General features: G+C 68.8%; 19 protein-coding genes and 2 tRNA genes. 8 read left to right on the forward strand and 13 right to left on the reverse strand.

All coding sequences use genetic code 11. From position 1 onward, the window contains the following. Positions 1-14 precede the first annotated feature (14 nt). Together AB4Z18_RS09340 and AB4Z18_RS09345 are read left to right on the forward strand one after the other, a co-directional pair. A complete protein-coding gene (locus tag AB4Z18_RS09340; protein ID WP_441782406.1) occupies positions 15-2054 on the forward strand; it encodes a M3 family metallopeptidase in 2040 nt (679 codons plus the stop codon). 64 nt (positions 2055-2118) lie between these two features. Continuing rightward, a complete protein-coding gene (locus AB4Z18_RS09345; protein WP_441782407.1) occupies positions 2119-3420 on the forward strand; it encodes an ion channel protein in 1302 nt (433 codons plus the stop codon). Here AB4Z18_RS09345 and clpX read toward each other — a convergent pair. The 6 genes from clpX to AB4Z18_RS09375 form a co-directional block, all read right to left on the reverse strand. After that, positions 3377-4651, reverse strand: coding sequence for an ATP-dependent Clp protease ATP-binding subunit ClpX (gene clpX / locus AB4Z18_RS09350; protein ID WP_441782408.1), 1275 nt, complete (start codon positions 4649-4651; stop codon positions 3377-3379). The two genes, AB4Z18_RS09345 and clpX, sit on opposite strands and share 44 nt — an antisense overlap. Positions 4652-4831: 180 nt before the next feature. Then, complete coding sequence (locus AB4Z18_RS09355) at positions 4832-5500, reverse strand: ATP-dependent Clp protease proteolytic subunit (RefSeq protein ID WP_441782409.1); 669 nt, start codon at positions 5498-5500, stop codon at positions 4832-4834. A gap of 28 nt (positions 5501-5528) precedes the next feature. Continuing rightward, on the reverse strand, positions 5529-6122 hold the full coding sequence (locus tag AB4Z18_RS09360; RefSeq protein ID WP_441782410.1) for an ATP-dependent Clp protease proteolytic subunit: 594 nt from the start codon (positions 6120-6122) through the stop codon (positions 5529-5531). Positions 6123-6225: 103 nt separating this feature from the next. Continuing rightward, complete coding sequence (locus AB4Z18_RS09365; protein WP_441782411.1) at positions 6226-6714, reverse strand: tetratricopeptide repeat protein; 489 nt, start codon at positions 6712-6714, stop codon at positions 6226-6228. Positions 6715-6795: 81 nt separating this feature from the next. Further along, positions 6796-8199 (reverse strand): trigger factor, encoded by a 1404-nt coding sequence (gene tig, locus AB4Z18_RS09370; RefSeq protein WP_441782412.1) that lies wholly within the window; start codon positions 8197-8199, stop codon positions 6796-6798. Positions 8200-8259: 60 nt separating this feature from the next. Beyond that, positions 8260-8334: transfer RNA gene (locus AB4Z18_RS09375), tRNA-Pro, on the reverse strand. Positions 8335-8453: 119 nt separating this feature from the next. Here AB4Z18_RS09375 and AB4Z18_RS09380 point away from each other — a divergent pair. The 3 genes from AB4Z18_RS09380 (at position 8454) to AB4Z18_RS09390 (ending at position 10112) form a co-directional block, all read left to right on the forward strand. Continuing rightward, positions 8454-8524: transfer RNA gene (locus AB4Z18_RS09380), tRNA-Gly, on the forward strand. Between the two features lie 131 nt (positions 8525-8655). After that, on the forward strand, positions 8656-9060 hold the full coding sequence (locus AB4Z18_RS09385) for a hypothetical protein (RefSeq protein ID WP_441782413.1): 405 nt from the start codon (positions 8656-8658) through the stop codon (positions 9058-9060). A 380-nt stretch (positions 9061-9440) separates the two neighbouring features. Beyond that, complete coding sequence (locus AB4Z18_RS09390; RefSeq protein WP_441782414.1) at positions 9441-10112, forward strand: hypothetical protein; 672 nt, start codon at positions 9441-9443, stop codon at positions 10110-10112. A gap of 3 nt (positions 10113-10115) precedes the next feature. On the opposite strand, the gene AB4Z18_RS09395 is transcribed toward AB4Z18_RS09390, so the two are convergent. The 3 genes from AB4Z18_RS09395 to AB4Z18_RS09405 all read right to left on the reverse strand — a co-directional run bounded on the left by AB4Z18_RS09395 (position 10116) and on the right by AB4Z18_RS09405 (position 12427). Next, positions 10116-10328: an antitoxin gene (locus tag AB4Z18_RS09395; protein ID WP_441782415.1), complete on the reverse strand. Its 213-nt coding sequence runs from the start codon at positions 10326-10328 to the stop codon at positions 10116-10118. A gap of 17 nt (positions 10329-10345) precedes the next feature. Then, positions 10346-11011 carry a response regulator transcription factor gene (locus AB4Z18_RS09400; protein WP_441782416.1) on the reverse strand — a complete coding sequence of 222 codons (666 nt, stop codon included), beginning with the start codon at positions 11009-11011 and terminating at the stop codon, positions 10346-10348. A gap of 78 nt (positions 11012-11089) precedes the next feature. Beyond that, on the reverse strand, positions 11090-12427 hold the full coding sequence (locus tag AB4Z18_RS09405) for a sensor histidine kinase (RefSeq protein ID WP_441782417.1): 1338 nt from the start codon (positions 12425-12427) through the stop codon (positions 11090-11092). Positions 12428-12667: 240 nt separating this feature from the next. Here AB4Z18_RS09405 and AB4Z18_RS09410 point away from each other — a divergent pair, with 240 nt between their 5' ends. Beyond that, positions 12668-13150 carry a Dps family protein gene (locus tag AB4Z18_RS09410; RefSeq protein WP_441782418.1) on the forward strand — a complete coding sequence of 161 codons (483 nt, stop codon included), beginning with the start codon at positions 12668-12670 and terminating at the stop codon, positions 13148-13150. 695 nt (positions 13151-13845) lie between these two features. After that, positions 13846-14556, forward strand: coding sequence for an alpha/beta hydrolase (locus AB4Z18_RS09415; protein WP_441782419.1), 711 nt, complete (start codon positions 13846-13848; stop codon positions 14554-14556). 24 nt (positions 14557-14580) lie between these two features. On the opposite strand, the gene AB4Z18_RS09420 is transcribed toward AB4Z18_RS09415, so the two are convergent. Genes AB4Z18_RS09420 through AB4Z18_RS09435 form a run of 4 tightly spaced genes read right to left on the reverse strand, consistent with a single transcriptional unit; the run spans position 14581 to position 18207 of the window. Further along, on the reverse strand, positions 14581-16089 hold the full coding sequence (locus AB4Z18_RS09420; protein WP_441782420.1) for an amidohydrolase: 1509 nt from the start codon (positions 16087-16089) through the stop codon (positions 14581-14583). Beyond that, positions 16086-16724: an FMN-binding negative transcriptional regulator gene (locus tag AB4Z18_RS09425; RefSeq protein ID WP_441782421.1), complete on the reverse strand. Its 639-nt coding sequence runs from the start codon at positions 16722-16724 to the stop codon at positions 16086-16088. The genes AB4Z18_RS09420 and AB4Z18_RS09425 overlap by 4 nt, the downstream gene beginning before the upstream one ends. An 8-nt stretch (positions 16725-16732) precedes the next feature. After that, the gene (locus AB4Z18_RS09430) at positions 16733-17719 is read right to left on the reverse strand and encodes an Fpg/Nei family DNA glycosylase (RefSeq protein ID WP_441782422.1); all 987 of its coding nucleotides are present in this window, start codon (positions 17717-17719) and stop codon (positions 16733-16735) included. Then, a complete protein-coding gene (locus AB4Z18_RS09435; RefSeq protein ID WP_441782423.1) occupies positions 17719-18207 on the reverse strand; it encodes a ribose-5-phosphate isomerase in 489 nt (162 codons plus the stop codon). The genes AB4Z18_RS09430 and AB4Z18_RS09435 overlap by 1 nt, the downstream gene beginning before the upstream one ends. A 99-nt stretch (positions 18208-18306) precedes the next feature. On the opposite strand from AB4Z18_RS09435, the gene pepN reads away from it, so the two are divergent. Continuing rightward, positions 18307-20853, forward strand: a complete 2547-nt coding sequence (gene pepN, locus AB4Z18_RS09440) for an aminopeptidase N (protein ID WP_441782424.1) — start codon at positions 18307-18309, stop codon at positions 20851-20853. The last annotated feature ends 88 nt before the right edge of the window (positions 20854-20941 follow it).

The raw sequence follows: 20941 nt of genomic DNA on the forward strand, positions 1-20941 counted from the left end.
TCTAGGCTGGAGCAATGGCCGACACCGCGAACCCCTTCCTCTCGCCCAGCTCGCTCCCCTACCAGCTCCCGCCGTTCACCGAGATCCGCGACGAGCACTACCTGCCCGCCTTCGAGCACGGCTTCGAGGAGCAGCTCGCCGAGATCGACGCCATCGTCGCGACCGACGCGCCCGCCGACTTCGAGAAGACGATGCTTCCGCTGGAGCGGTCCGGCCAGACGCTTCAGCGCGTGGCCGAGGTCTTCTTCAACAAGAGCTCGTCCGACAGCACCGACTTCACCAACGCCCTGGAGGAGGAGATCGCGCCGCGCCTGGCCGCCCATCAGGACGCGATCCGCCTGAACCCTGCGCTGTACGCCCGCATCGCGTCCCTGCACGAGCGTCTCGACGACCTCGGCCTCGACGCGGAGGCCCGCTACCTCGTCGAGCGGTACTACGCCGAGTTCACGCTCGCGGGCGCCGGCCTCGGCGACGCCGAGAAGGAGAAGCTGCGCGAGTACAACCAGCGCCTCTCCACCCTGACGACGCGCTTCGAGAAGAACCTCCTCGCCGACACGAACGAGCTCGCCGTCGTCTTCGACAGCGCCGACGAACTCGACGGGCTCGGCGAGGGCGAGCTCTCGGCCGCCGCTCAGGCCGCCGCCGAGCGCGGACTCGACGGTAAGTACGTCGTCACCCTCGTGCTGCCGACCGGCCACCCGTGGCTGGCCGACCTGACCCGGCGGGAGTCCCGAGAGCGCATCATGGCCGCGTCCCGCGCCCGCGGCATCCGGGGCGGTGACAACGACAACCGCGACCTGGTGCTCGAGATCACCCGCCTCCGCGCCGAGCGGGCACGGCTGCTGGGATTCGACACCCACGCCGCGTACGTCACCGCCGACCAGACGGCGCGCACGCCGGAGGCCGTCGCCGACATGCTGGGACGACTCGCGCCTGCCGCCGCACGCAACGCCCGCGCAGAACAGGCTGATCTGCAGGCGCAGCTCGCCGAGGGCGAGACCGTCGAGGCCTGGGACTGGGCCCACCTCACCAGTGCCGTCCGCGCCGAGAAGTTCGACGTCGACTTCGCCGCCATGCGGCCCTACTTCGAGGCCGAGCGCGTGCTGCAGGACGGCGTCTTCCACGCCGCCAACAGGCTGTACGGGATCAGTTTCACCGAGCGCCCGGACCTGGTGGCCTACCACCCCGACGCCCGGGTCTTCGAGGCACGCAACGAAGACGGCTCCGAGCTCGGCCTGTACATCCTCGACCTCTACACGCGCGACTCCAAGCGCGGCGGCGCGTGGATGAATCCCCTCGTCTCGCAGTCCGGTCTGCTGGACACGCCGACCGTCGTCGTCAACAACCTCAACGTCCCGAAGCCCGCGGCCGGGGAGCCGACGCTTCTCACCTACGACGAGACCAACACGCTCTTCCACGAGTTCGGCCACGCGCTGCACGGCCTGTTCGCGCGGGTCACCTACCCCCGGTTCGCCGGCACCAACGTGTTCCGTGACTTCGTCGAGTTCCCGAGCCAGGTCAACGAGATGTGGATGCTGTGGCCGGAGGTGCTCGAGAACTACGCCGTGCACTACCGCACCGGCGAGCGGATGCCGCAGGACCTCGTCGACCGGCTGCACGCCTCCGAGTCGTTCAACGAGGGCTTCGCCACCAGCGAGTACCTCGCGGCAGCGCTCCTCGACCAGGCCTGGCACCGGATCACCGCCGATGACGAGGTCACCGACGTCGCGGCGTTCGAGGCGCAGGCGCTCACCGCGGTGGGGCTGCACAACCCCGCTGTTCCGCCGCGCTACGCCAGCACCTACTTCGCCCACACCTTCTCGGGTGGCTACGACGCCGGGTACTACTCCTACATCTGGAGCGAGGTGCTCGACGCCGACACGGTGGAGTGGTTCCGCGAGAACGGCGGTCTCACCCGTGACAACGGCGACCGGTTCCGGTCCCGCCTGCTCGGGGTCGGCGGGTCGAAGGACCCGCTGGAGGCCTACCGCGACTTCCGCGGCCGCGCCGCCGAGATCGAGCCGCTGCTCAAACGGCGGGGACTCGACCGCTGAACGCGCTCTAGCGGCCACCGCCGCCCGCCCTCTAGCCTGAGGCGCAACGCGGAGGGAGCCGAGCATGACGTCGACCGATCAGGGGCTCCCGGCGCCGACCGTGCGCACCATGGTGCTGCTCAGCATCCCCGCGGTCGTCATCGGTGTGGTCAGCGGGCTCGCCCTCTGGCTGATCGAGACGATCGCCGGCTGGGTGGAGGACGGCGTGTGGACGGCGCTGCCGAAAGCGCTCGGCATCGACCCGTCCTCCGGCTGGTGGATCTTCGCCGTCCTGACGGTGACGGGCATCGCGGTCGGGCTGACGGTGTGGCTGGTCCCGGGGCACGCCGGGCCGGACTCTGCGACGACGGAGCTCGTCAGCACTCCGATGCGGCCGGCCATCGTGCCTTCCCTTGCCCTCGCCGCCATCCTCGGATTGGCGGGCGGGGTGAGCCTGGGCCCGGAGAACCCGATCATCGCGATCAACGCGAGCATCCTCGTCGCCCTCGTCGGGAGGCTGTGGAAGGCCGTGCCCGCGCAGCTCGTGGTCCTGATGGCCGCCTCCGGCACCATCGGCGCGCTGTTCGGGACTCCCGTGGCCGCTGCGCTGGTGTTCACCGGCATCGTGGCAGCGATCCGCGGCGGCGGGTCGCTCTGGGACAAGCTGTTCCTCCCGCTGGTGGCAGCCGCGGCCGGGTCGTTGACGATGACCTTCCTCGCACATCCGCAGTTCCTGATCCCGATGCCCGCGTACACGACGATCACCGGGTGGAACGTGTTGGCCGCCATCATCATCGCCGTGGCCGCCACGGCGTTCGGGCTGGTCGGGGTGTACCTGTTCCCGCTCGTCCACCGGGCGTTCCACGCGTTGCGTCATCCGCTGCTGTTCACGCTGGCCGGCGGCATCGTGCTCGGTGTCCTGGGCGCGATCGGCGGCCCGATCACCCTGTTCAAGGGACTCACCCAGATGGGCCAGCTGATCGAGAACCGCGACGACTACACCGTCGCGCAGATCGGGATCATCCTGCTGGTCAAGCTCGCGGCACTGCTCGTCGCCGCAGGTTCCGGGTTCCGCGGCGGCCGGATCTTCCCGGCCGTGTTCATCGGAGCCGCGGTAGGAGTGTTCGCCTGGGCGCTCGTGCCGGGCATCCCGCTGCAGGTCGCCGTCGCGTCCGGGGTCATGGGGCTCACCCTGGCGGTCGCGCGGGACGGCTGGATCGCCATCTTCATCGGCGTGGCCGTCACCGGCAACCTGCTGATCCTGCCCATCCTGTGCCTGGCCGTGCTTCCGACCTGGCTGATGGTGACCAAGGCACCCGAGATGCTGATCAAGCCGCCGGCGCTTACGCCGACTTCTCCTCGCGCCGCGGACGGTGCGGGACGATAGTCGGCGCGGCGTTCTCGAGCACGGCCTCCTTCGTCACGACGACGCGGGCCACCTCGGAGCTGGACGGCACCTCGAACATGATCGGCCCGAGCACCTCCTCCATGATGGCGCGGAGTCCGCGGGCGCCGGTCTTGCGGAGGACCGCGAGATCGGCGATGGCCTCAAGCGCCGGGGCGTCGAACTCGAGCTGGACGCCGTCGAGCTCGAACATCCGCTGATACTGACGCACGAGCGCGTTCTTCGGCTCGGTCAGGATCTGCATCAGCGCATCCTGGTCGAGCGGCGTCACCGTGGTCACGACCGGGAGGCGGCCGATGAACTCGGGGATCAGGCCGAACTTGTGCAGGTCCTCCGGCAGCACCTCGCTGAAGAGGTTGATGTCGTCGCCCTTCGAGTGCAGCGGGGCGCCGAAGCCGATGCCCTTCTTGCCTGCACGCGAGGAGATGATCTCCTCGAGGCCGGCGAACGCGCCCGCCACGATGAAGAGCACGTTCGTGGTGTCGATCTGGATGAACTCCTGGTGCGGGTGCTTGCGTCCGCCCTGCGGCGGGACGGAGGCGACCGTGCCCTCCAGGATCTTCAGGAGCGCCTGCTGCACACCCTCGCCGGAAACGTCACGCGTGATCGACGGGTTCTCGGCCTTGCGGGCGATCTTGTCGACCTCGTCGATGTAGATGATGCCCGTCTCGGCCCGCTTCACGTCGTAGTCGGCGGCCTGGATGAGCTTCAGCAGGATGTTTTCGACGTCTTCACCGACGTAGCCGGCCTCCGTCAGCGCCGTGGCGTCCGCCACCGCGAACGGGACGTTAAGCCGACGCGCCAGCGTCTGCGCGAGGTAGGTCTTGCCGCAGCCGGTCGGGCCGATGAGCAGGATGTTCGACTTGGCGATCTCGACGTCGTCCATCGAGTCGGCAGCCGTGATGGTCTGCTTGGCGCGGACCCGCTTGTAGTGGTTGTACACCGCCACTGCCAGCGCGCGCTTCGCCGCCTCCTGGCCGATGACGTACTCCTCCAGGAATCCGAAGATCTCCTTGGGCTTGGGCAGGTCGAATTCGCTCGACGCCTCCTCGCCCGCCTCGGCGAGCCGCTCCTCGATGATCTCGTTGCAGAGCTCGACGCACTCGTCGCAGATGTACACGCCGGGACCGGCGATGAGCTGCTGTACCTGCTTCTGGCTCTTGCCACAGAAGGAACACTTGAGCAGATCGGCGCTTTCCCCGATGCGTGCCATCCCTCTCCCCACCTTCTTCGGTCTCTTCCGTCGAGCCTAACCCGTGCCGGCGACAATGACGCGCACCTGACCTCGTTTTGCGTCATGCGGCGCGTCTGCTGACAGCAGATCGCCGCGCCTGGCACGCAGAACGGGGTGGCCGTCCGTGAAGACGACCACCCCGTCAGGGTGCGTTTTACGTTACTTGACCAGCGCCGGCAACTGCTTGCGGCTGGTGAGCACCTGGTCGATGAGGCCGTACTCGAGGGCCTCCTCCGCCGACAGGATCTTGTCGCGGTCGATGTCCTTGTTCACCTGCTGCACCGAGCGGTTGGAGTGCTTCGAGAGCGTCTCCTCCAGCCAGGTGCGCATGCGCAGGATCTCGGCGGCCTGGATCTCGATGTCCGACGCCTGGCCCTGGCCGGCCTCGCCGACGGCAGGCTGGTGGATCAGGATACGGGCGTTCGGCAGCGCCAGGCGCTTTCCGGGGCTGCCCGCGGCGGTCAGCACGGCTGCGGCCGAAGCGGCCTGGCCGAGCACGACCGTCTGGATCTGCGGACGGATGTACTGCATCGTGTCGTAGATCGCCGTCATCGCAGTGAACGAGCCACCGGGCGAGTTGATGTACATGACGATGTCGCGGTCAGGGTCCTGGCTCTCGAGCACGAGGAGCTGGGCCATGATGTCATCGGCCGAAGCGTCATCCACCTGCACGCCGAGGAAGATGATGCGGTCCTCGAACAACTTCGCGTACGGGTCCTGGCGCTTGTAGCCGTAGGCCGTTCGCTCTTCGAAGCTGGGCAGGATGTACCGGGCGCCGGGCGCCTGGATTCCTCCGAAGGCCTGACCGCCGAGCATGGGGGTGTTCATAGTGTGTCCTTATCCTTCCGGCGGTGGGCTACTTGGCGTCCGGCTCGGTGCCGCCGCCGCCGGAGACATCGAGCGCCGACTCGCGGATGTGGTCGACGAAACCGTAGTCGAGCGCCTGCTGCGCGGTGAACCAGCGGTCGCGGTCACCGTCGGCGTTGATCTGCTCGACCGACTTGCCGGTCGCCGCTGCGGTGATCTCGGCCAGGCGGTTCTTCATGTCGATGATGAGCTGCGCCTGCGTCTGGATGTCGCTGGACGTGCCACCGAATCCACCGTGCGGCTGGTGCAGCAGCACCCGGGCGTTCGGGGTGATGTACCGCTTGCCCTTGGTGCCCGCCGTCAGCAGCAGCTGCCCCATGGAGGCGGCCATGCCGATGCCGACCGTGACGATGTCGTTCGGGACGAACTGCATCGTGTCGTAGATGGCCATACCGGCGGTGATGGAACCGCCCGGGGAGTTGATGTAGAGGTAGATGTCCCGCTTGGGGTCCTCCGCAGCGAGGAGCAGAAGCTTCGCGGCGATCTCGTTCGCGTTCTCGTCTCGAACCTCGGAACCGAGCCAGATGATTCGGTCCTTCAGCAGTCTGTCGAAAACATTGGGCTGGATACCCATGTCGGCCATGTTCGCTCCGTTTCCTTTGTCGCTTGGCATCGAATCTATCGGAGCCCCGGGCCCCGCGCGGCCCTGTTCGCCGTGGGCAGAGAGCGGGCGGTCGCGGCGCCGGTCAGAGGTCGTCGTCGAGGGCGGCAGCGTAGGCGGTGACGGCGCGGCCGTAACGCGCCAGGTGCGGTGCGAGGGCGTAGAGGGCCTCGCGGAGGGCGTCGGCGCGCATCCCGTCGTCGAACAGCGAGAGCGCGGCGAATGCGCGGGCGGCGTCGGCGAGGGGATGCTCCGGCTCGGCGCCGAGGAAGTCGCGCAGCAGGCTCAAGGACTCGGCCGGCCGGTCGAGGTTGCGCAGGGTGCTCGCCAGCTGCACGATCGCCTGGCCGCGATACGGCTCGGGGAGACCGTGGGCGAGCGCCGCCCGGTAGAACGGCTCGGCGTCGGCCTCACGGCCGGCGAAGTCGCGCGCGCCTGCCGCCTCGAACAGCGCCTCCGCGTCGTTCGCCGGACGTTCGGCGACGAGGGCGTCGATCGCGGCGAGGGTCGCCTCCTCCCCCGCGTCGTCGGCGGCCGCCCATACCGCATCCACTCGCTGCCGCCAGTCGTCCATCCCCGCTCCTTCGTCCACATGACACAACACGCCGTCTCGCAACAGTACGAGACGGCGTGTCGTGTCAACCAGACGGAAGGCTTACTTGTCGTCGGCCTTCTTCTTGGTGGAGCGCTTCTTCGGCTTAGCCTCGGCGGCGGGGGCTTCCTCGGCGGCTTCGTCGCTATCGGTCGCCTCGTCGGAGGTGGGCTCGCTCGCCTCGTCGCCGTCGGCGATCGCGGTGAACTCGGCGAGGTCGACGGGCTTGCCGTTCGAGTCGACGACCTTCACCTTGCCGAGGATGATCGCGAGGGCCTTGTTTCGGGCGACCTCACCGACCATCGACGGGATCTGGCCGTTCTCGCTGAGGATCTTGACGAACTCGTTCGGGTCCATGCCGTACTGGCCGGCGCCCTGGATGAGGTACTGGGTGAGCTCGTCCTGGCTGACCTTGACGTCGTTCTCCTGCGCGACCTCGTCGAGGAGGATCTGCGTGCGGAACGTCTTCTCGCTGGACTCGGTGACCTCGGCGCGGTGCACGTCGTCCTCGAGCCGGTTCTCCTGCTCCAGGTGACGGTGGACCTCGTCCTCGACGAGCTGCTCCGGGACCGGGATCTCGACGAGCTCGAGCAGCTTGTCGACGAGCTGGTCGCGCGCGGCGGTGCCCTGGCCGAAGACCTTGGCCCGCTCGACCTGCGAACGCAGGCTCTGACGCAGCTCGCCGATGGTGTCGAACTCGCTGGCGATCTGCGCGAAGTCGTCGTCGGCCTCGGGGAGCTCGCGCTCCTTCACGGCGTTCAGCGTCACGGTGATCTGCGCGTTCTCACCCTCGTGGTCGCCGCCCATGAGCGGGGCCTCGAACGTGGTGGTCTCGCCGGCGGTGAGGGTGTCGAGCGCCTCGTCGATGCCCTCGATGAGCTCGCCGGAGCCGATCTCGTACGAGATGTTGGCCGCCGTGTCGACCTCTTCGCCACCGATGACGGCGACCAGGTCGATCTGCGCGAAGTCGCCGGTCTTCGCCGGACGGTCGACGGTCACGAGCGTGCCGAAGCGGCTGCGGAGCCGGTCCAGCTCCTCCTCGACGTCGTCGACGTCGACCTCGGCCGCATCCACCGTGATGGTGATGTCGTCGAACTCGGGCAGCTTCACCTCGGGGCGCGTGTCCACCTCGATGGTGAGCAGCAGGTCGCCCGAGAAGTCCTTCTCGTTCGGCCACTCGGTGATGTCCGCCTCCGGGCGGCCGAGCGGACGCACGTCGTTGTCCTCGATCGCCTGACGGTAGAAGCCGTCGAGACCCTCGTTGACCGCGTGCTCCAGGACGGCGGCCTTGCCGACCCGCTGGTCGATGATGGGCGGCGGCACCTTGCCCTTGCGGAAACCGGGGATGGTCACCTGCTCGGCGATGTGCTCGTACGCGTGGTTGATGGAAGGCTTCAGCTCCTCCGGCGTCACCGAGATGGTGAGCTTGGTGCGGGTGGGGCTGAGCTTCTCGACCGTGGTCTTCACGATGTCTGGGTTCTCCTGAATGATCGAACGATGGTCTTCTCGCAAGGAACGAGGTCCTCGTCGGGGCGACAGGATTCGAACCTGCGACCTCCCGCTCCCAAAGCGGGCGCTCTAGCCAAGCTGAGCTACGCCCCGGCTTCAAGCGGTGCGAAAGACCGGGGCAAGTCTACTGCACGCCCGCTCCCCGCGCGTGTGTACTACGATGGTCGTCGGCCGCCGCGCACAGAGGCGGCCCGGTGCCGCACGCGGCGCTCGGGGATGTAGCTCAATGGTAGAGCCTCAGTCTTCCAAACTGATTACGCGGGTTCGATTCCCGTCATCCCCTCCGTTAGAACTACTGGGCGGGCGCGCCGTCGGACTCGTCCCGGCCTAGGACTCCCGCAGCTTCGCATGCAAGCGCTCATCCTTCTGAGCGCGGCGTCGGAAATCCCCCTACTTGTCCGCTACGGTCGGCGCATGGACTGGCGTTGGATTGCTGCAGCGATGACAGTCGTAGGGTTCCTGCTTACAGCGGGCAACTTGGTCGCGGCATTCCTCGGTGTTCGTCGGCAGGTATCGGTCGAGGAAACGCGTATCCGTGACTCCGAGGCTCTTGCCGAGCAAGAAAGCACGGAGATGGCCGCTCGCACGCCCGCAGAGATTACAGCTGAGGGCAGCGCGGCGGTACATGAGAAGTATCGACTCCTCTACGAACAGCGAGGTCTTATCCGTCCCAACCACGGCAACCTGGTGTATCTGCCCGCGTACGAGGCTCAGCGAATTGTTGGGCTGACCCTGGACGCTAGCCGCGACAACCTCCTATGGGCAGGCATCGGGCTCCTGGTTTCGACCGCGGCAAGTGTCTGGTCCCTTTGGCTTTGACGGTCCACCCCGGGCAAGCCGGTCGGAAACTGATCGCGCGATCTCCGTCAAAAAGCGCAAGACCCCGTCACCGCGCCCCGCGGCGCCAGACCGACGTGCGCCGAAGCGCACTCAGTAACGGGGCTTGAACCCGCGTCCTCACCATACAAACACTGGGCGAGGGTGCGCGACGGTGCGACTCGGTCGACGCTGGTTGAGGTCTCTGGAGCGTCTTCCAAGCTGATTACGCGGGTTCGATTCCCGTCATCCCCTCCGTCTCATCCCGCCACGCGGCGAATGACGCCCCGCGGAACGTGCGCGCCTGCGCGCCGCGGCGCGGTCGTGACAAAGGGGGCGCACTCGCTGGTGCCAACCGCATCCCGACGCGGGAGAATGCGCGCATGACGGCACCTCCCCCGCCGGGCGAGCACCTCAGCGACGCGCAGCGCAGCCTGCGGGCGCAGTTGCTCGCGACCGAGCACTGGAGCCTGCTCGCATCGCGGTCGACGACGCAGAGTGAGGTGCTGACGCGCATCGCGATCTTCCTCACGCTGGTGTCGGCGGGGCTTGTGACGCTGGGGTTCCTCGGGCAGGCGAGTGGATTCCGTGGCTGGTTCGGGGTGGCCTCGCTCGGGGTGCTGCTGGCGCTCGCGCTGCTCGGACTGGTCACCGAGATCCGGGCGTTCAACACCGCCAGCGAGGACCTCATGTATGTCGTCGCGATGAACCGCCTGCGCGCGGCTTACGTGGAACTCGACCCGGGCTTGGAGCGCTACCTGATGGCGTCGGCCCACGACGATGAAGCCGGCGCGGTGGCCACGTACCACTTCTTCTACCGGCGCGGGACGAGCCCGGTGCTCGGGAGTTCCATGATGATCATCACCATCGTGGAGGGGATCGTCGTCGGGCTGCTGGCCGGAGGGACGTCGTGGGCGCTCGGCGCGCATCCTGTTGTCGCCGCTGTGCTCGGTGCGGTGGTCACGGTGGTGGTCGTCGCGGTATCCCTGTTCTTGGGCATGCGCATGTACCGGAAGACGTTTCGCTTCCACCAGCCGATCCGGCCGAGCGACTGAGCCCTACTCGTTGCCGATGTGCTTGTCGGCCTGGTCGCGGGCGCCCTCGATCGTGTCGTCGTGCTTGCCGCCTGTCACCTTCTTGGCGGCACCGGCGACGCCGTCGAGCAGCTTGTCGCTGATGTCCTCCGCCTGCTCGGAACTCAGGGCGTCCTTGACCTTCGGGTCGTTCAGGAACTCTTGCGCCTTCTTGGTGATGTCATCGAATCCGGCCATGGGGCCCATCCAACACCTCAGTGCTGCAGGAAGGCCAGTACCGCGAGCACGCGACGGTGGTCGTCGCCGGAGTCCTCGAGGCCCAGCTTCTGGAAGATGGAGGTCACGTTCTTCTCCACCGCGCCGACGCCGACGACCATGCGGGCGGCGATGGCGGCGTTCGTCCGGCCCTCGGCCATCAGCTCCAGCACTTCCCGCTCCCGCGGCGTGAGCGTCGCGAGCGGGTCGGTACGCCGCATCAGCAGCTCGCGGACCACCTGCGGGTCGAGCACGGTGCCGCCTGCAGCGACTCGGGTTACGGCGTCGCGCAGCTCGTCCAGCGACGCGATGCGGTCCTTGAGCAGGTAGCCGGTGCCGCCCTCGCCGCCAGCGAGCAGCTCCTGCGCGTATGTCCCCTCGACGTACTGCGACAGGAGCAGCACCGCGATCGACGGATATTCGCGGCGGATGCGCAGCGCCGCCCGCACGCCCTCGTCGCGGAACGTCGGCGGCATCCGCACGTCCAGCACTGCGACCTCGGGCATGAGATCGGGCACGGCCTCGAGCAAAGTGTCCGCGTCGCCGAAGGCGCCGACTGTATCGAAGCCTGCCTCATCGAACAGCCGGATGAGGCCCTCGCGCAGGAGGACGGAGTCGTCCGCCACGACGAGGCGCAGCGGAGCGGGGCTGGGGTCGTTCGGCACGACCCCAGCCTAGGGCTGCATCCGCCGGGCGCTGATTCAGCCCGGCGAATGCGGCCCGCGGATTTCGGCCGGGCGGATTCAGGCCAGCGGGATGCGCGCCACGATGCGCGTCGGCCCGCCGACCGGGCTCTCCACCACCAGTTCGCCGCGCAGACCGCGCACCCGCTCCTGCAGCCCCCGCAGCCCGTGGCCGTCGACCAGCGAGGCTCCGCCGCGACCGTTGTCCGTCAGCCAGACGTTCAGCGACGGGGTGCCGGCGGCATCCACGCCCTGCTCCAGGAACAAGCGAGCGGCGTGCGCCTCGGAATGCTTGGCCACGTTCGCGGCGAGCTCTGCCAGCACGTAGTAGGCGTTGCGTTCGAGCTCGGGACTGAACCGCTCCCCCGGCTGCAGCGACGACTCCACCGTCATCGGGATCGGGCTGCGCGCGGCGAGCGACTCGGCGGCGGCGGCGAGCCCCCGGTCTTGCAGGATCGGCGGGGCGAAGCCGCGCGACAGGGCTCGCAGCTCCTCCAGCGTGTCACCCGCCTGCTGGCGTGCCTCCGCCAGCAGGACAGCGGCAGCGTCCGGGTCGTCTCCGAGCTTGCGTTCGGCCGCGGCGATGTCCATCTGCAGACGAATCAGTCGCTGCTGGGGACCGTCGTGCAGGTCGCGCTCCAAACGGCGCAGCGCCTGGTCCTCGGCTGCGACGGCCGCGCCACGCGAGGCCGACAGGTCGGCGACCTCGCGCTGGAGCGCCTCCGACGGCCACCCGCCGAGGAGCCCTCGGGCGACGGCCTCGTGGAGCAAGGTCAGCCCGCGGGTGACGAACGGCAGGGTGGCAGCGAACAGTGCGCCCGCGATCAGGTACAGGATGCGGTCGCCGACGGCCGGATCGAAGTTCGAGTTCGTGCGGAACACGGCATCCACGATCGTCTGCGACAGGAAGAAGTCGCGATCGCCCTGCGGGATGAACGGCTCCCAGATCCAGCCGGTCAGACCGCCGAGTGCGATAGAGGCCCAGACGACGGTGACCGTCCACGACACGATGCTGATGATCGGGTTGATGATCGCGCCGTGCAGCAGGTACAGCCAGTAGTGTCCGTTCGCGAACGGACCGAAGACCGACCGCCAGAACGTGCGCGGCGTGCCGGGCCGCTCCCATACGGGACGAGGGATGGATGGCCTCCCCGCCCAGTCGAGGCGTGTCAGCTCCACCATCCCGAAGCCACGGGCCGTATAGAGCGTGGCGACCAGGACGAAGACGCCGACGTAGATGACGATGGTGCCGACGCCCGTCCAGAACAGCGACAGCAGCACCGACAGCCCGATGATGGCGATCGGCATGGTGAGGAGCAGGAAGCCGAGCTCCCTGGGCACGCCGCGCCACAGCGAGCCGTAGTCGGCTCGGGCTGCGGGAGGTGCGGAAGGGGTCACAGCATCCAGCGTGGCAGAAGAAGCAGCGCGGGACGGCGACGGATCGGAAGGCTGTGGAGAACTCACTACTGGTTCTGTTGTCATGCTTCGAGCCTGGCCGCGGCCGGCCCGACACCCCATCCCACGTCCCTCCGGAACCGTGCGGGGGTTAACCCGACCTAACTAAGCGCAGCCTTCGCTTCGTTGCGGAATTCCGGGGCCTGAGTAGCGTTGAGGCAGGCAGAAGAAAGGACGCCATCCATGACGGACATCACTGCAACCCAGAGTGTCTCCAACCCCGACGTCGCCGCCGGGGTCGCCCAGTTCCTCACCCCCGTGGTGATCGACCTGACGGCCATCGTCGTCAACGGCAAGCAGGCGCACTGGCATGTGCGCGGCGCGAACTTCATCGGCGTCCACGAGCTGCTCGACACGATCGTCGACCACGCGCAGGAGTGGGCGGACCTTGCCGCAGAGCGCATCGTCGCCCTCGGCCTTCCGGTCGACGCGCGCCTCGGCACGGTCGCTGCGAAGACCACGACCGGCGAGCTCACCGCCGGCTTCCGCCCATCCCGGGAGACCATCGCCGAGGTCATCGCACAGCTGGATGCGGCCCTCGTCGGTGTGAACGCCGCGGTCCGCGAGCTGGCCGAGCTCGACCAGACCAGCCAGGACGTCGCCATCGAGATCGCACGCGGGCTCGACAAGGACCGCTGGTTCCTGTTCGCCCACATCAGCGAGTAGCACCAGGTACGCAGCACGGGCCGTCCGCGGAAGCGGGCGGCCCGTTCTCGTTGACCGCCGGCTGGCGCTCGGCTGTGGCCTTCCGCCGACTCGTGGACACGCCGCTGACCTCGGCACTACGCTTCGGCCATGGCCCGCCGGGTGATCGCCGTCTGCGCGCTGAGCGTCGTCGCGGCGATCGGGCTGCTGGTGGCGCCCGCGGCGGGAGCTGCTCCGATCACGACCTTCGACGTCCTGAAGGGCATGAACGACGCGCAGCAGGATGCGTACCTGGAGGCGCATCCCGAACTCAACATCCGGCTCGCCAACACCGACCCGGATGCGGTGCACGACCAGTGGGACGACCTCGACGCCGCAACCAAGAAGGATGCGATCGAGACGCTGCCGGAGATCGTCGGCAACCTCGATGGGATCGACTACGACGATCGGGATGTGGCCAACCGGAAGGCGCTGGCCCGCGCGCTCGCCACGAGCACGGAACAGCTGAAAAAGCACCCGGACGACACCCTCGCGAAGCGGGTGATGGGCTCGCTCACAGCCATCCAGAAGACCCTGAAAGGCAAGCGGACGCCCGCCCGGCACCTGGTCTCGCTGAGCCTAGACCGGCCTCCGCTCGCCGCCATCGCGCTCGGCGACCTGGACAGGCCTCCGACGTCACGTTCCTCGTGCCGGGAATGGGCACCTACACCGACGACATGCAGCTGTGGACGCAGTCCGCTCAGAACCTGTACGACGAGCAGGGCGAGGTCGGAGCCCCGACGCGTCGCGCGGTCGTCTCCTGGATCGGCTACGCCACTCCGCCGCCGGGCGTGGATGCTGCCCTCGGCGACTTCGCTGAGCGCGGGGCGCCGCTCCTCACCGCCGACCTGCGCGGGGTGAATGCCGTGCGGGTCGAAAGCCCACCGCGCGCCTTGAACGTCGTCGCGCACTCGTATGGGACCACAACCGCGGCGAACTCCCTCGCCGAGGCGCGCGACCTGGGCATCTACGCCTTCGTCATGCTCGGCTCCGCGGGAATCGAGAACCGCATCCCGAACGCTGCGTCGCTGAACGCCCGGCATGTCTACGCCGGCGAGGCGGAAGCGGACAGCGAGGCCCAGTTCGGCCGGTTCACCCGTCGCGATCCGCGCGGGCCCGCCTTCGGCGCGACGGTCATCAGCGTCGACGGCGACGAGGCGGCCGACCTGTTGCCGGTCACCGGCCACGCGCCGGTGCTGCACTCCGCGTGGAACGACGACCCGCTCTCCTCGGCGTGGTCGGGCATCACCGACACGGCGCTGTTCGAGCAGAAGTTCGCCGAACACCTGGCGCACTACGGGTACCTGGATGCGTACACCGAGTCGCTCCGGAACACGGCGGTCGCGACGGTGCCCGGGCGTGATCGGCTGCTGTTGCGCGGACACTGATGGGCCCCGCGGCGGCGGCGGGTGTCAGCGGAGGGCGTCGTGGGTGAAGCGGCCCGCGAGGAGGGTCGCCGCGACCGGCATCGCGCGGAGGTCGTCCGGCTCCGAGGCGAACGGGTCGCGGTCGAGCACCGCGAGGTCGGCCGGTTCGCCCACGGCCACGGCGGAACGGACGGAGGCGCCGAGGGCCACCTCCACGGGGATGCTCTGCTCGGGATGCCACGGCTCCCGCCCGTCGCGCGCACGGCCCACGGCCGACGCGATCGCCGCCCACGGATCGAGGGGCGCGACCGGCGCGTCGGACCCGAAGGCGAGGCGTGCCCCGGCGCGGTGCAGCTCCGCGAGCGGGAACGCTCGGTCGGTGCGCCCTTCCCACAGGTGCTCGGCCACATCCCGGTCGTCCATCGCATGCTCGGGCTGCACGCTGGCCGTCACGCCCAGCCGGGCGAAGCGGGGGATGTCGGCTTTGTCGATGAGCTGCGCATGCTCGATGCGGCCGCCAGCGCCCAGCGCCTCGAACGCATCCAGAGCGCGGCGGTTGGCCTCGTCGCCGATTGCATGGACGGCAGGCTCCAGCCCGTGCTCGACGGCGAAGCGCATCCGCTCGACGAGTTCAGCCGGAGACAGGTTCGCGACTCCGTGGCCGCCGTCCGGGTACGCGTGCGTGCACAGGGCGGTGCGCGTGTTGAGGGAGCCGTCGGAGATCACCTTGAACGGCCCGACCGACAGCAGTCCCCCGGTCTCCGGCCCACCGGTCTCGGGCCCACCGGTTTCGGGGATCACGTCCCCGGTGCGCAGGCCCATCCCGACCGCCCGCTCGAGGTCGTCGCTGTAGGTCCCGAACTCGACCCGTAGGCCGTCAGCACCCGCGGCGATCCGGCGCCGCCATACGTCGAGGTTCCAGCCGTACTCGAGGTCGACGACACCGACGACACCCCGAGTGGATGCGCGCCGAGCGGCGTCGGCCGCCCACCGGTCGAGCGTCCCCTCGTCGGCGGCGGCGAGGAGGCTCGTCACGGCGAAGCTCGCATCCTCCCGCAGCACCGGCTCGGTCGATCCCGGCGCGAACCGTCGGGCGGCGGCCGTGTTCAGCCACGAGCAGTGCAGGTCGCCGGCGATCAACACCACCGGGCGGTCGCCCGCGGCCGCATCCAGAAGCTCGCGAGTCGGCAGGTCGGGCCAGAGCGCGTCGTGGAAGCCGAAGCCGACGATCACGTCGTCGCCCGGCTCAGCGGCCGCGCGCTCGCGCACCAGGGTGGCGGCCTCGACGGCCGAGGTCGCCCGCGATACGTCGAGGCGACGCGCGGTCTGGGCCCACTGCGTGAAGTGCACGTGCTGGTCCCACAGCCCGGGGATCAGCCAGCGGCCATCGAGCGCGACCCGCTCCACGGCGGTCGCGCTGGAGGCACCGAAATCGGCGGGAGACGAGGATGCAGCACCTGCCGCCCCGATCGCCGCGATCCGCCCGCCCTCGAGCACGACATCCACAGGGTCCGGCCGCCCGGGCAGCCGCGCCCCGGCCAGCACCAGGCTCATCGCGCGGCGCGTCTCCGGTCGTGCACGAGCTGCATCTCGCGGAGGAGGCCCGCGCTCGCGTAGGCCCCATCGCCGCCGAGCTCCGACATGATCGAGTCGACGATGTGGTCCGGGCGGTTCTGGCTCATCTTCTGCTTCGCCACCACGCGGGTCGGGGTGAGACGCAGCCCGACCGTCCCCGAGACGATGCGTTCGGCGTAGGCGGCGTCCTGCAGCGTCCCGCGCATGCGGCGGGGCTCCGGGAGCTCGTCCTCGAAGTGGTCGACCAGACGGGCCAGCACATCGAGGTTCTCCTCGTCACCGAGGATCTCGGGAACGCCCGAGAAGTGGGCGGCGATGAAGTTCCAGGTCGGCACCGCGGGGTTCTCGTCGTACCAGCTGGAGGAGATGTAGCCGTGCGGACCCTGGATGATGACGAGCAGCTCATGCTGCCCCAACTCGTGCAACTGCTCGTCCGGGCGCCCGACGTGCGAGAGCAGGCTGAGCTCCTCGCGCGTCTCGTCGATGATGACCGGGTAGTGGGAGGCCACCAGCCCGTTCGCGGTGTTGCTGACGAAGGTCGCCCACGGGTTCTCGCGCACGAGCCGCTTGAGCTCGACCGGGTCGGTCAGGGTGAAGCTGGGGTTCTGTCGCATGAGGCCTCCTACGCCTGGTCCACCGGGCACCAGTACAGCTTGCGGCCGCCCAGCTCCTCCATCACGATGTGCGTGCCGCACACCCGGCACGGGAGTCCCTCGCGCTTGTAGACCCAGTGCCGGTCTTCGCGGCTCGCCATCGCCCGGCGGTAGGAGTCGTCGTCCAGGTCGTCCATGGTCATCATCTGGCCGGTCTCGACGCCGATGCGGAGCAGGTGCACCCAGTCTCGCCACAGCGCCCGCACCGTCTCCTCGCGCACCTGCTTGCCCGGCGTGTGCGGGTTCTGGCGGGCGCGGAAGAGCAGCTCGGCGCGGTAGACGTTGCCGATGCCGCTGACCACGCTCTGGTCCATGAGCAGCAGCGCGATCGAGGTCGGCTTGCGGCGGACGATCGAGACGAAGCGGTCCTCCGCCTCCTGGCCGGAGTCGACCTGAGGATCGGGCCCGAGCTTGGCGATGACCGCATCCACCTGTGCCGGGTCGAGCACTTCGCAGGCCGTCGGGCCGCGCAGGTCGGCGACCGCGCTGTCGGTGAGCAGCCGCACCCGCACCTGGCCGATGGGCTCCGGCGGGAAGCTCGTGATCTCGGGCTCCACCTTCTCGGACTCCGCCATGCGCAGCCGCGTACGGCGCGGCGCACCGATCGAGTGGAGGGAGTTCTCGCCCGCACTGTCGAGGATCGGGTCGAGGTCGGTGCCCCGCTGGTTCGTCTGTCCCATCCGGCCGTTCGCACTGGCGATGGTCGGATCGATGCTGATATCGCCTGCGAAGTCCCACGCCCCGTACAGTCCGAGGTGGACCCGCAGCCAGAGGTCGTTGTCGAACTCCAGGAACATCTGCTTGCCGACGGCCTTGGCGTCGGTCATCACGTGCCCGTCGATGCGGGTGGCGTCGGCGGCGAACCGGCCCTGAGGTGAGGACACCGCCACGCGGTGCCCGACGAAGTTGACCGCGAACTGCTTCGCGATGCGGTGGACGGAGTGACCCTCGGGCATCAGTGGTCCACGTGCTTGCCCGCGATGTCGCCGGTGGCTTCGTACTCCGCCAGCTGGGCGATCCGGCGCACGTGGCGCTCCTCGAACGAGAACGGCTCGGCGATGAAGGCGTCGATGAAGGAGGTGGCCTCCTCCACCGTGTGCTGCCGCGCGCCGATCGCGATGACGTTCGCGTCATTGTGCTGCCGAGCGAGCAGAGCGGTGGACTGACTCCAGACCAGCGCCGCACGCGCGCCGCGCACCTTGTTCGCAGCGATCTGCTCACCGTTGCCCGAACCGCCGAAGACGATGCCGAGCGCATCCACCCCCGCCTGCTGATCGCGCACGACCGCCGCGGCCGCATTGATGCAGAACGCCGGGTAGTCGTCGATGGGGTCGTACTCGACCGGTCCGTGGTCGATCACCTCGTGACCGGCCGCTCCCAGGTGCTCCTGCAAGTGCTTGCTGAAGTCGAGACCTGCGTGATCGGTGGCGATGTGGATGCGCATATCCACAGTCTAGGGAAGGCCACCGACGGCGTCGGCGCCGATGGATAAGGTGGTGGCGGTGGACACGATCCACGCCGTCCGAGTCCCAAGGAGCAAGCGTTGCCCGGAGAAAACCTCACCCGCCTCGAAGCACAGGAGCGCGCCGCGCTCATCCGCACCCACAGCTACGACGTCACCCTCGATCTGACGACCGGGCCCGAGACCTTCCTCAGCACGACGACCGTGCGGTTCGAGGCACAGGCGGGCGCGTCGACCTTCATCGACGCGATCACGCGGACGGTGCACTCTGTCACGCTGAACGGTGCCGAGCTCGACCCGGCCGCCGTGAGCGACGGCGTGCGCATCCAGCTCGACGGCCTCAAGGACGAGAACGAGTTGACGGTCGTCGCCGACGCGATCTACACCAACACCGGTGAGGGCCTGCACCGGTTCGTCGACCCGGTCGACGGCGAGGTGTACCTCTACAGCCAGTTCGAGGTGCCGGACTCGCGGCGCATGTTCGCCGTGTTCGAGCAGCCCGACCTCAAGGCCGAGTTCACCTTCACGGTCACGGCACCCGCGCACTGGGCCGTGGTCAGCAACTCCCCCACGCCGGAGCCGCAGGATGCCGGCGAGGGCAAGAAGGTCTGGGCGTTCCCGCCCACGCCGGTCATCTCCTCGTACATCACAGCGCTCGTGGCCGGCCCGTACGAGTCGGTCCACAGCGAGCTCACCAGCCGCGACGGCCGCACCATCCCGCTCGGCGTGTACACCCGCAAGAGCCTGGCCGAGTACCTCGACGCCGACTACATCTTCGACAAGACCCGCGAGGGCTTCGCGTTCTACGAGGAGCGCTTCGACTACGCGTACCCGTTCGAGAAGTACGACCAGCTGTTCGTGCCCGAGTTCAATGCGGGCGCGATGGAGAACGCCGGAGCGGTCACGTTCACCGAGACCTACGTCTTCCGCTCCAAGGTCACCGACGCGATCAAGGAGCGCCGCGTCGTCACCATCCTTCACGAGCTCGCCCACATGTGGTTCGGCGACCTGGTGACCATGAAGTGGTGGAACGACCTCTGGCTGAACGAGTCGTTCGCCGAGTACGCCTCCACGCTGGCCACTGCGGAAGCGACCGAGTGGACCGAGGCGTGGACCACCTTCGCCGCCATGGAGAAGAGCTGGGCGTACCGGCAGGATCAGCTGCCGTCGACGCATCCCATCGTCGCGACCATCAACGATCTGGAGGACGTTCAGGTCAACTTCGACGGCATCACCTACGCCAAGGGCGCCTCGGTGCTCAAGCAGCTCGTCGCGTGGGTGGGTCAGGACGACTTCCTCGCCGGTGTCGCCCAGTACTTCAAGAAGCACGCGCACGGCAACACCGAGCTGAAAGACCTGCTGGTCGAGCTCGAGGCCACCAGCGGCCGCGACCTCACCGACTGGTCGAAGAAGTGGCTGGAGACCGCGGGCGTCAACACCCTGCGCCCGGAGCTCGAGGTTGATGCGGACGGCGTCATCACCTCGTTCGGCGTGCTGCAGACGACGCCCGCCGACTACGCCACGATCCGCCCGCACCGCCTGGCGATCGGCCTCTACAACCTGCGCGAAGGCAAGTTGGTGCGCGAGAACCGGATCGAACTGGATGTGGACGGCGAGCGCACCGACGTCCCGGAGCTGGTCGGCACCCGCCGCCCGGACCTCGTGCTCATCAACGACGACGACCTCGCCTACGCGAAGATCCGTCTCGACGAGGAGTCGCTGAAGGTCGCGATCGAGCACCTCTCCGACATCGAGAGCCCGCTCGCCCGGTCCCTCGTCTGGGGCGCGGTGTGGGATGCGACCCGCGACGCCGAGACCGGCGCGAGCGACTATGTCCGCCTCGTGCTCGGCAACATCGCCTCCGAGACGGAGTCGACCACGATCCGCACGACGCTCAACCAGCTCGTGCTGGCGGCGACCGCATACGTGGCGCCCGAGCGGCAGAAGGAGACGGCGCAGAGCGCGGCATCGGCGCTGTGGGAGCTGGCGAAGAATGCGGAGGCCGGCAGCGACGCGCAGTTCCAGTTCGTCAAGTTCTTCGCGGCCCTCGCCTCCACCGACGAGCAGCTGGACACGATCGCGGCCCTGCGCGACGGCTCGGTGAAGCTCGACGGGCTGACGATCGACACCGACCTCTCCTGGGAACTCCTCATCGCCCTGGTCGCCGGCGGCGCAGCGGGCACCGCCGAGATCGACGCGGCCCTTGCGGCGGACAACACCGCCAACGGCGGCCAGTTCGCGGCGCAGGCTCGCGCGAGCATCCCGACGCCTGAGGGCAAGCAGGCCGCTTGGGACTCGGTGTTCGGCTCCGACTCCCTGCCGAACACGATCGTCCGCTACACCGGTATCGGGTTCCAGCGGGCGAAGGACAAGAGCGTGCTCGCCTCCTTCATCGAGCCGTACTTCGCCGCCCTGCGGGAGATCTGGACCTCGCGCTCCTACAAGATCGCGGAGTACCTCGTCGAGGGCATGTACCCGGCGCCGCTCGCGAGCGAAGAGCTGCGCGACGCGACGCGTGCGTGGCTCGACGCCAACGCCGAGCCGGCCGCCCTCCGCCGCATGGTGGTCGAGAACCTCGCCGGCGTGGAGCGGGCGCTCGCCGCGCAGAAGCGCGACGCGTCGGCCTGAGGCTGAACGCATCCCGGGCTGACCGCATCCCCGACACGAAAGGGTCCCGCCGTCGCGGGGCCCTTTCGTCGTATCGACGGGAAGTCGT

The sequence above is a fragment of the Leifsonia sp. 2TAF2 genome, from assembly GCF_052115085.1.
Lineage (GTDB): Bacteria > Actinomycetota > Actinomycetes > Actinomycetales > Microbacteriaceae > Leifsonia.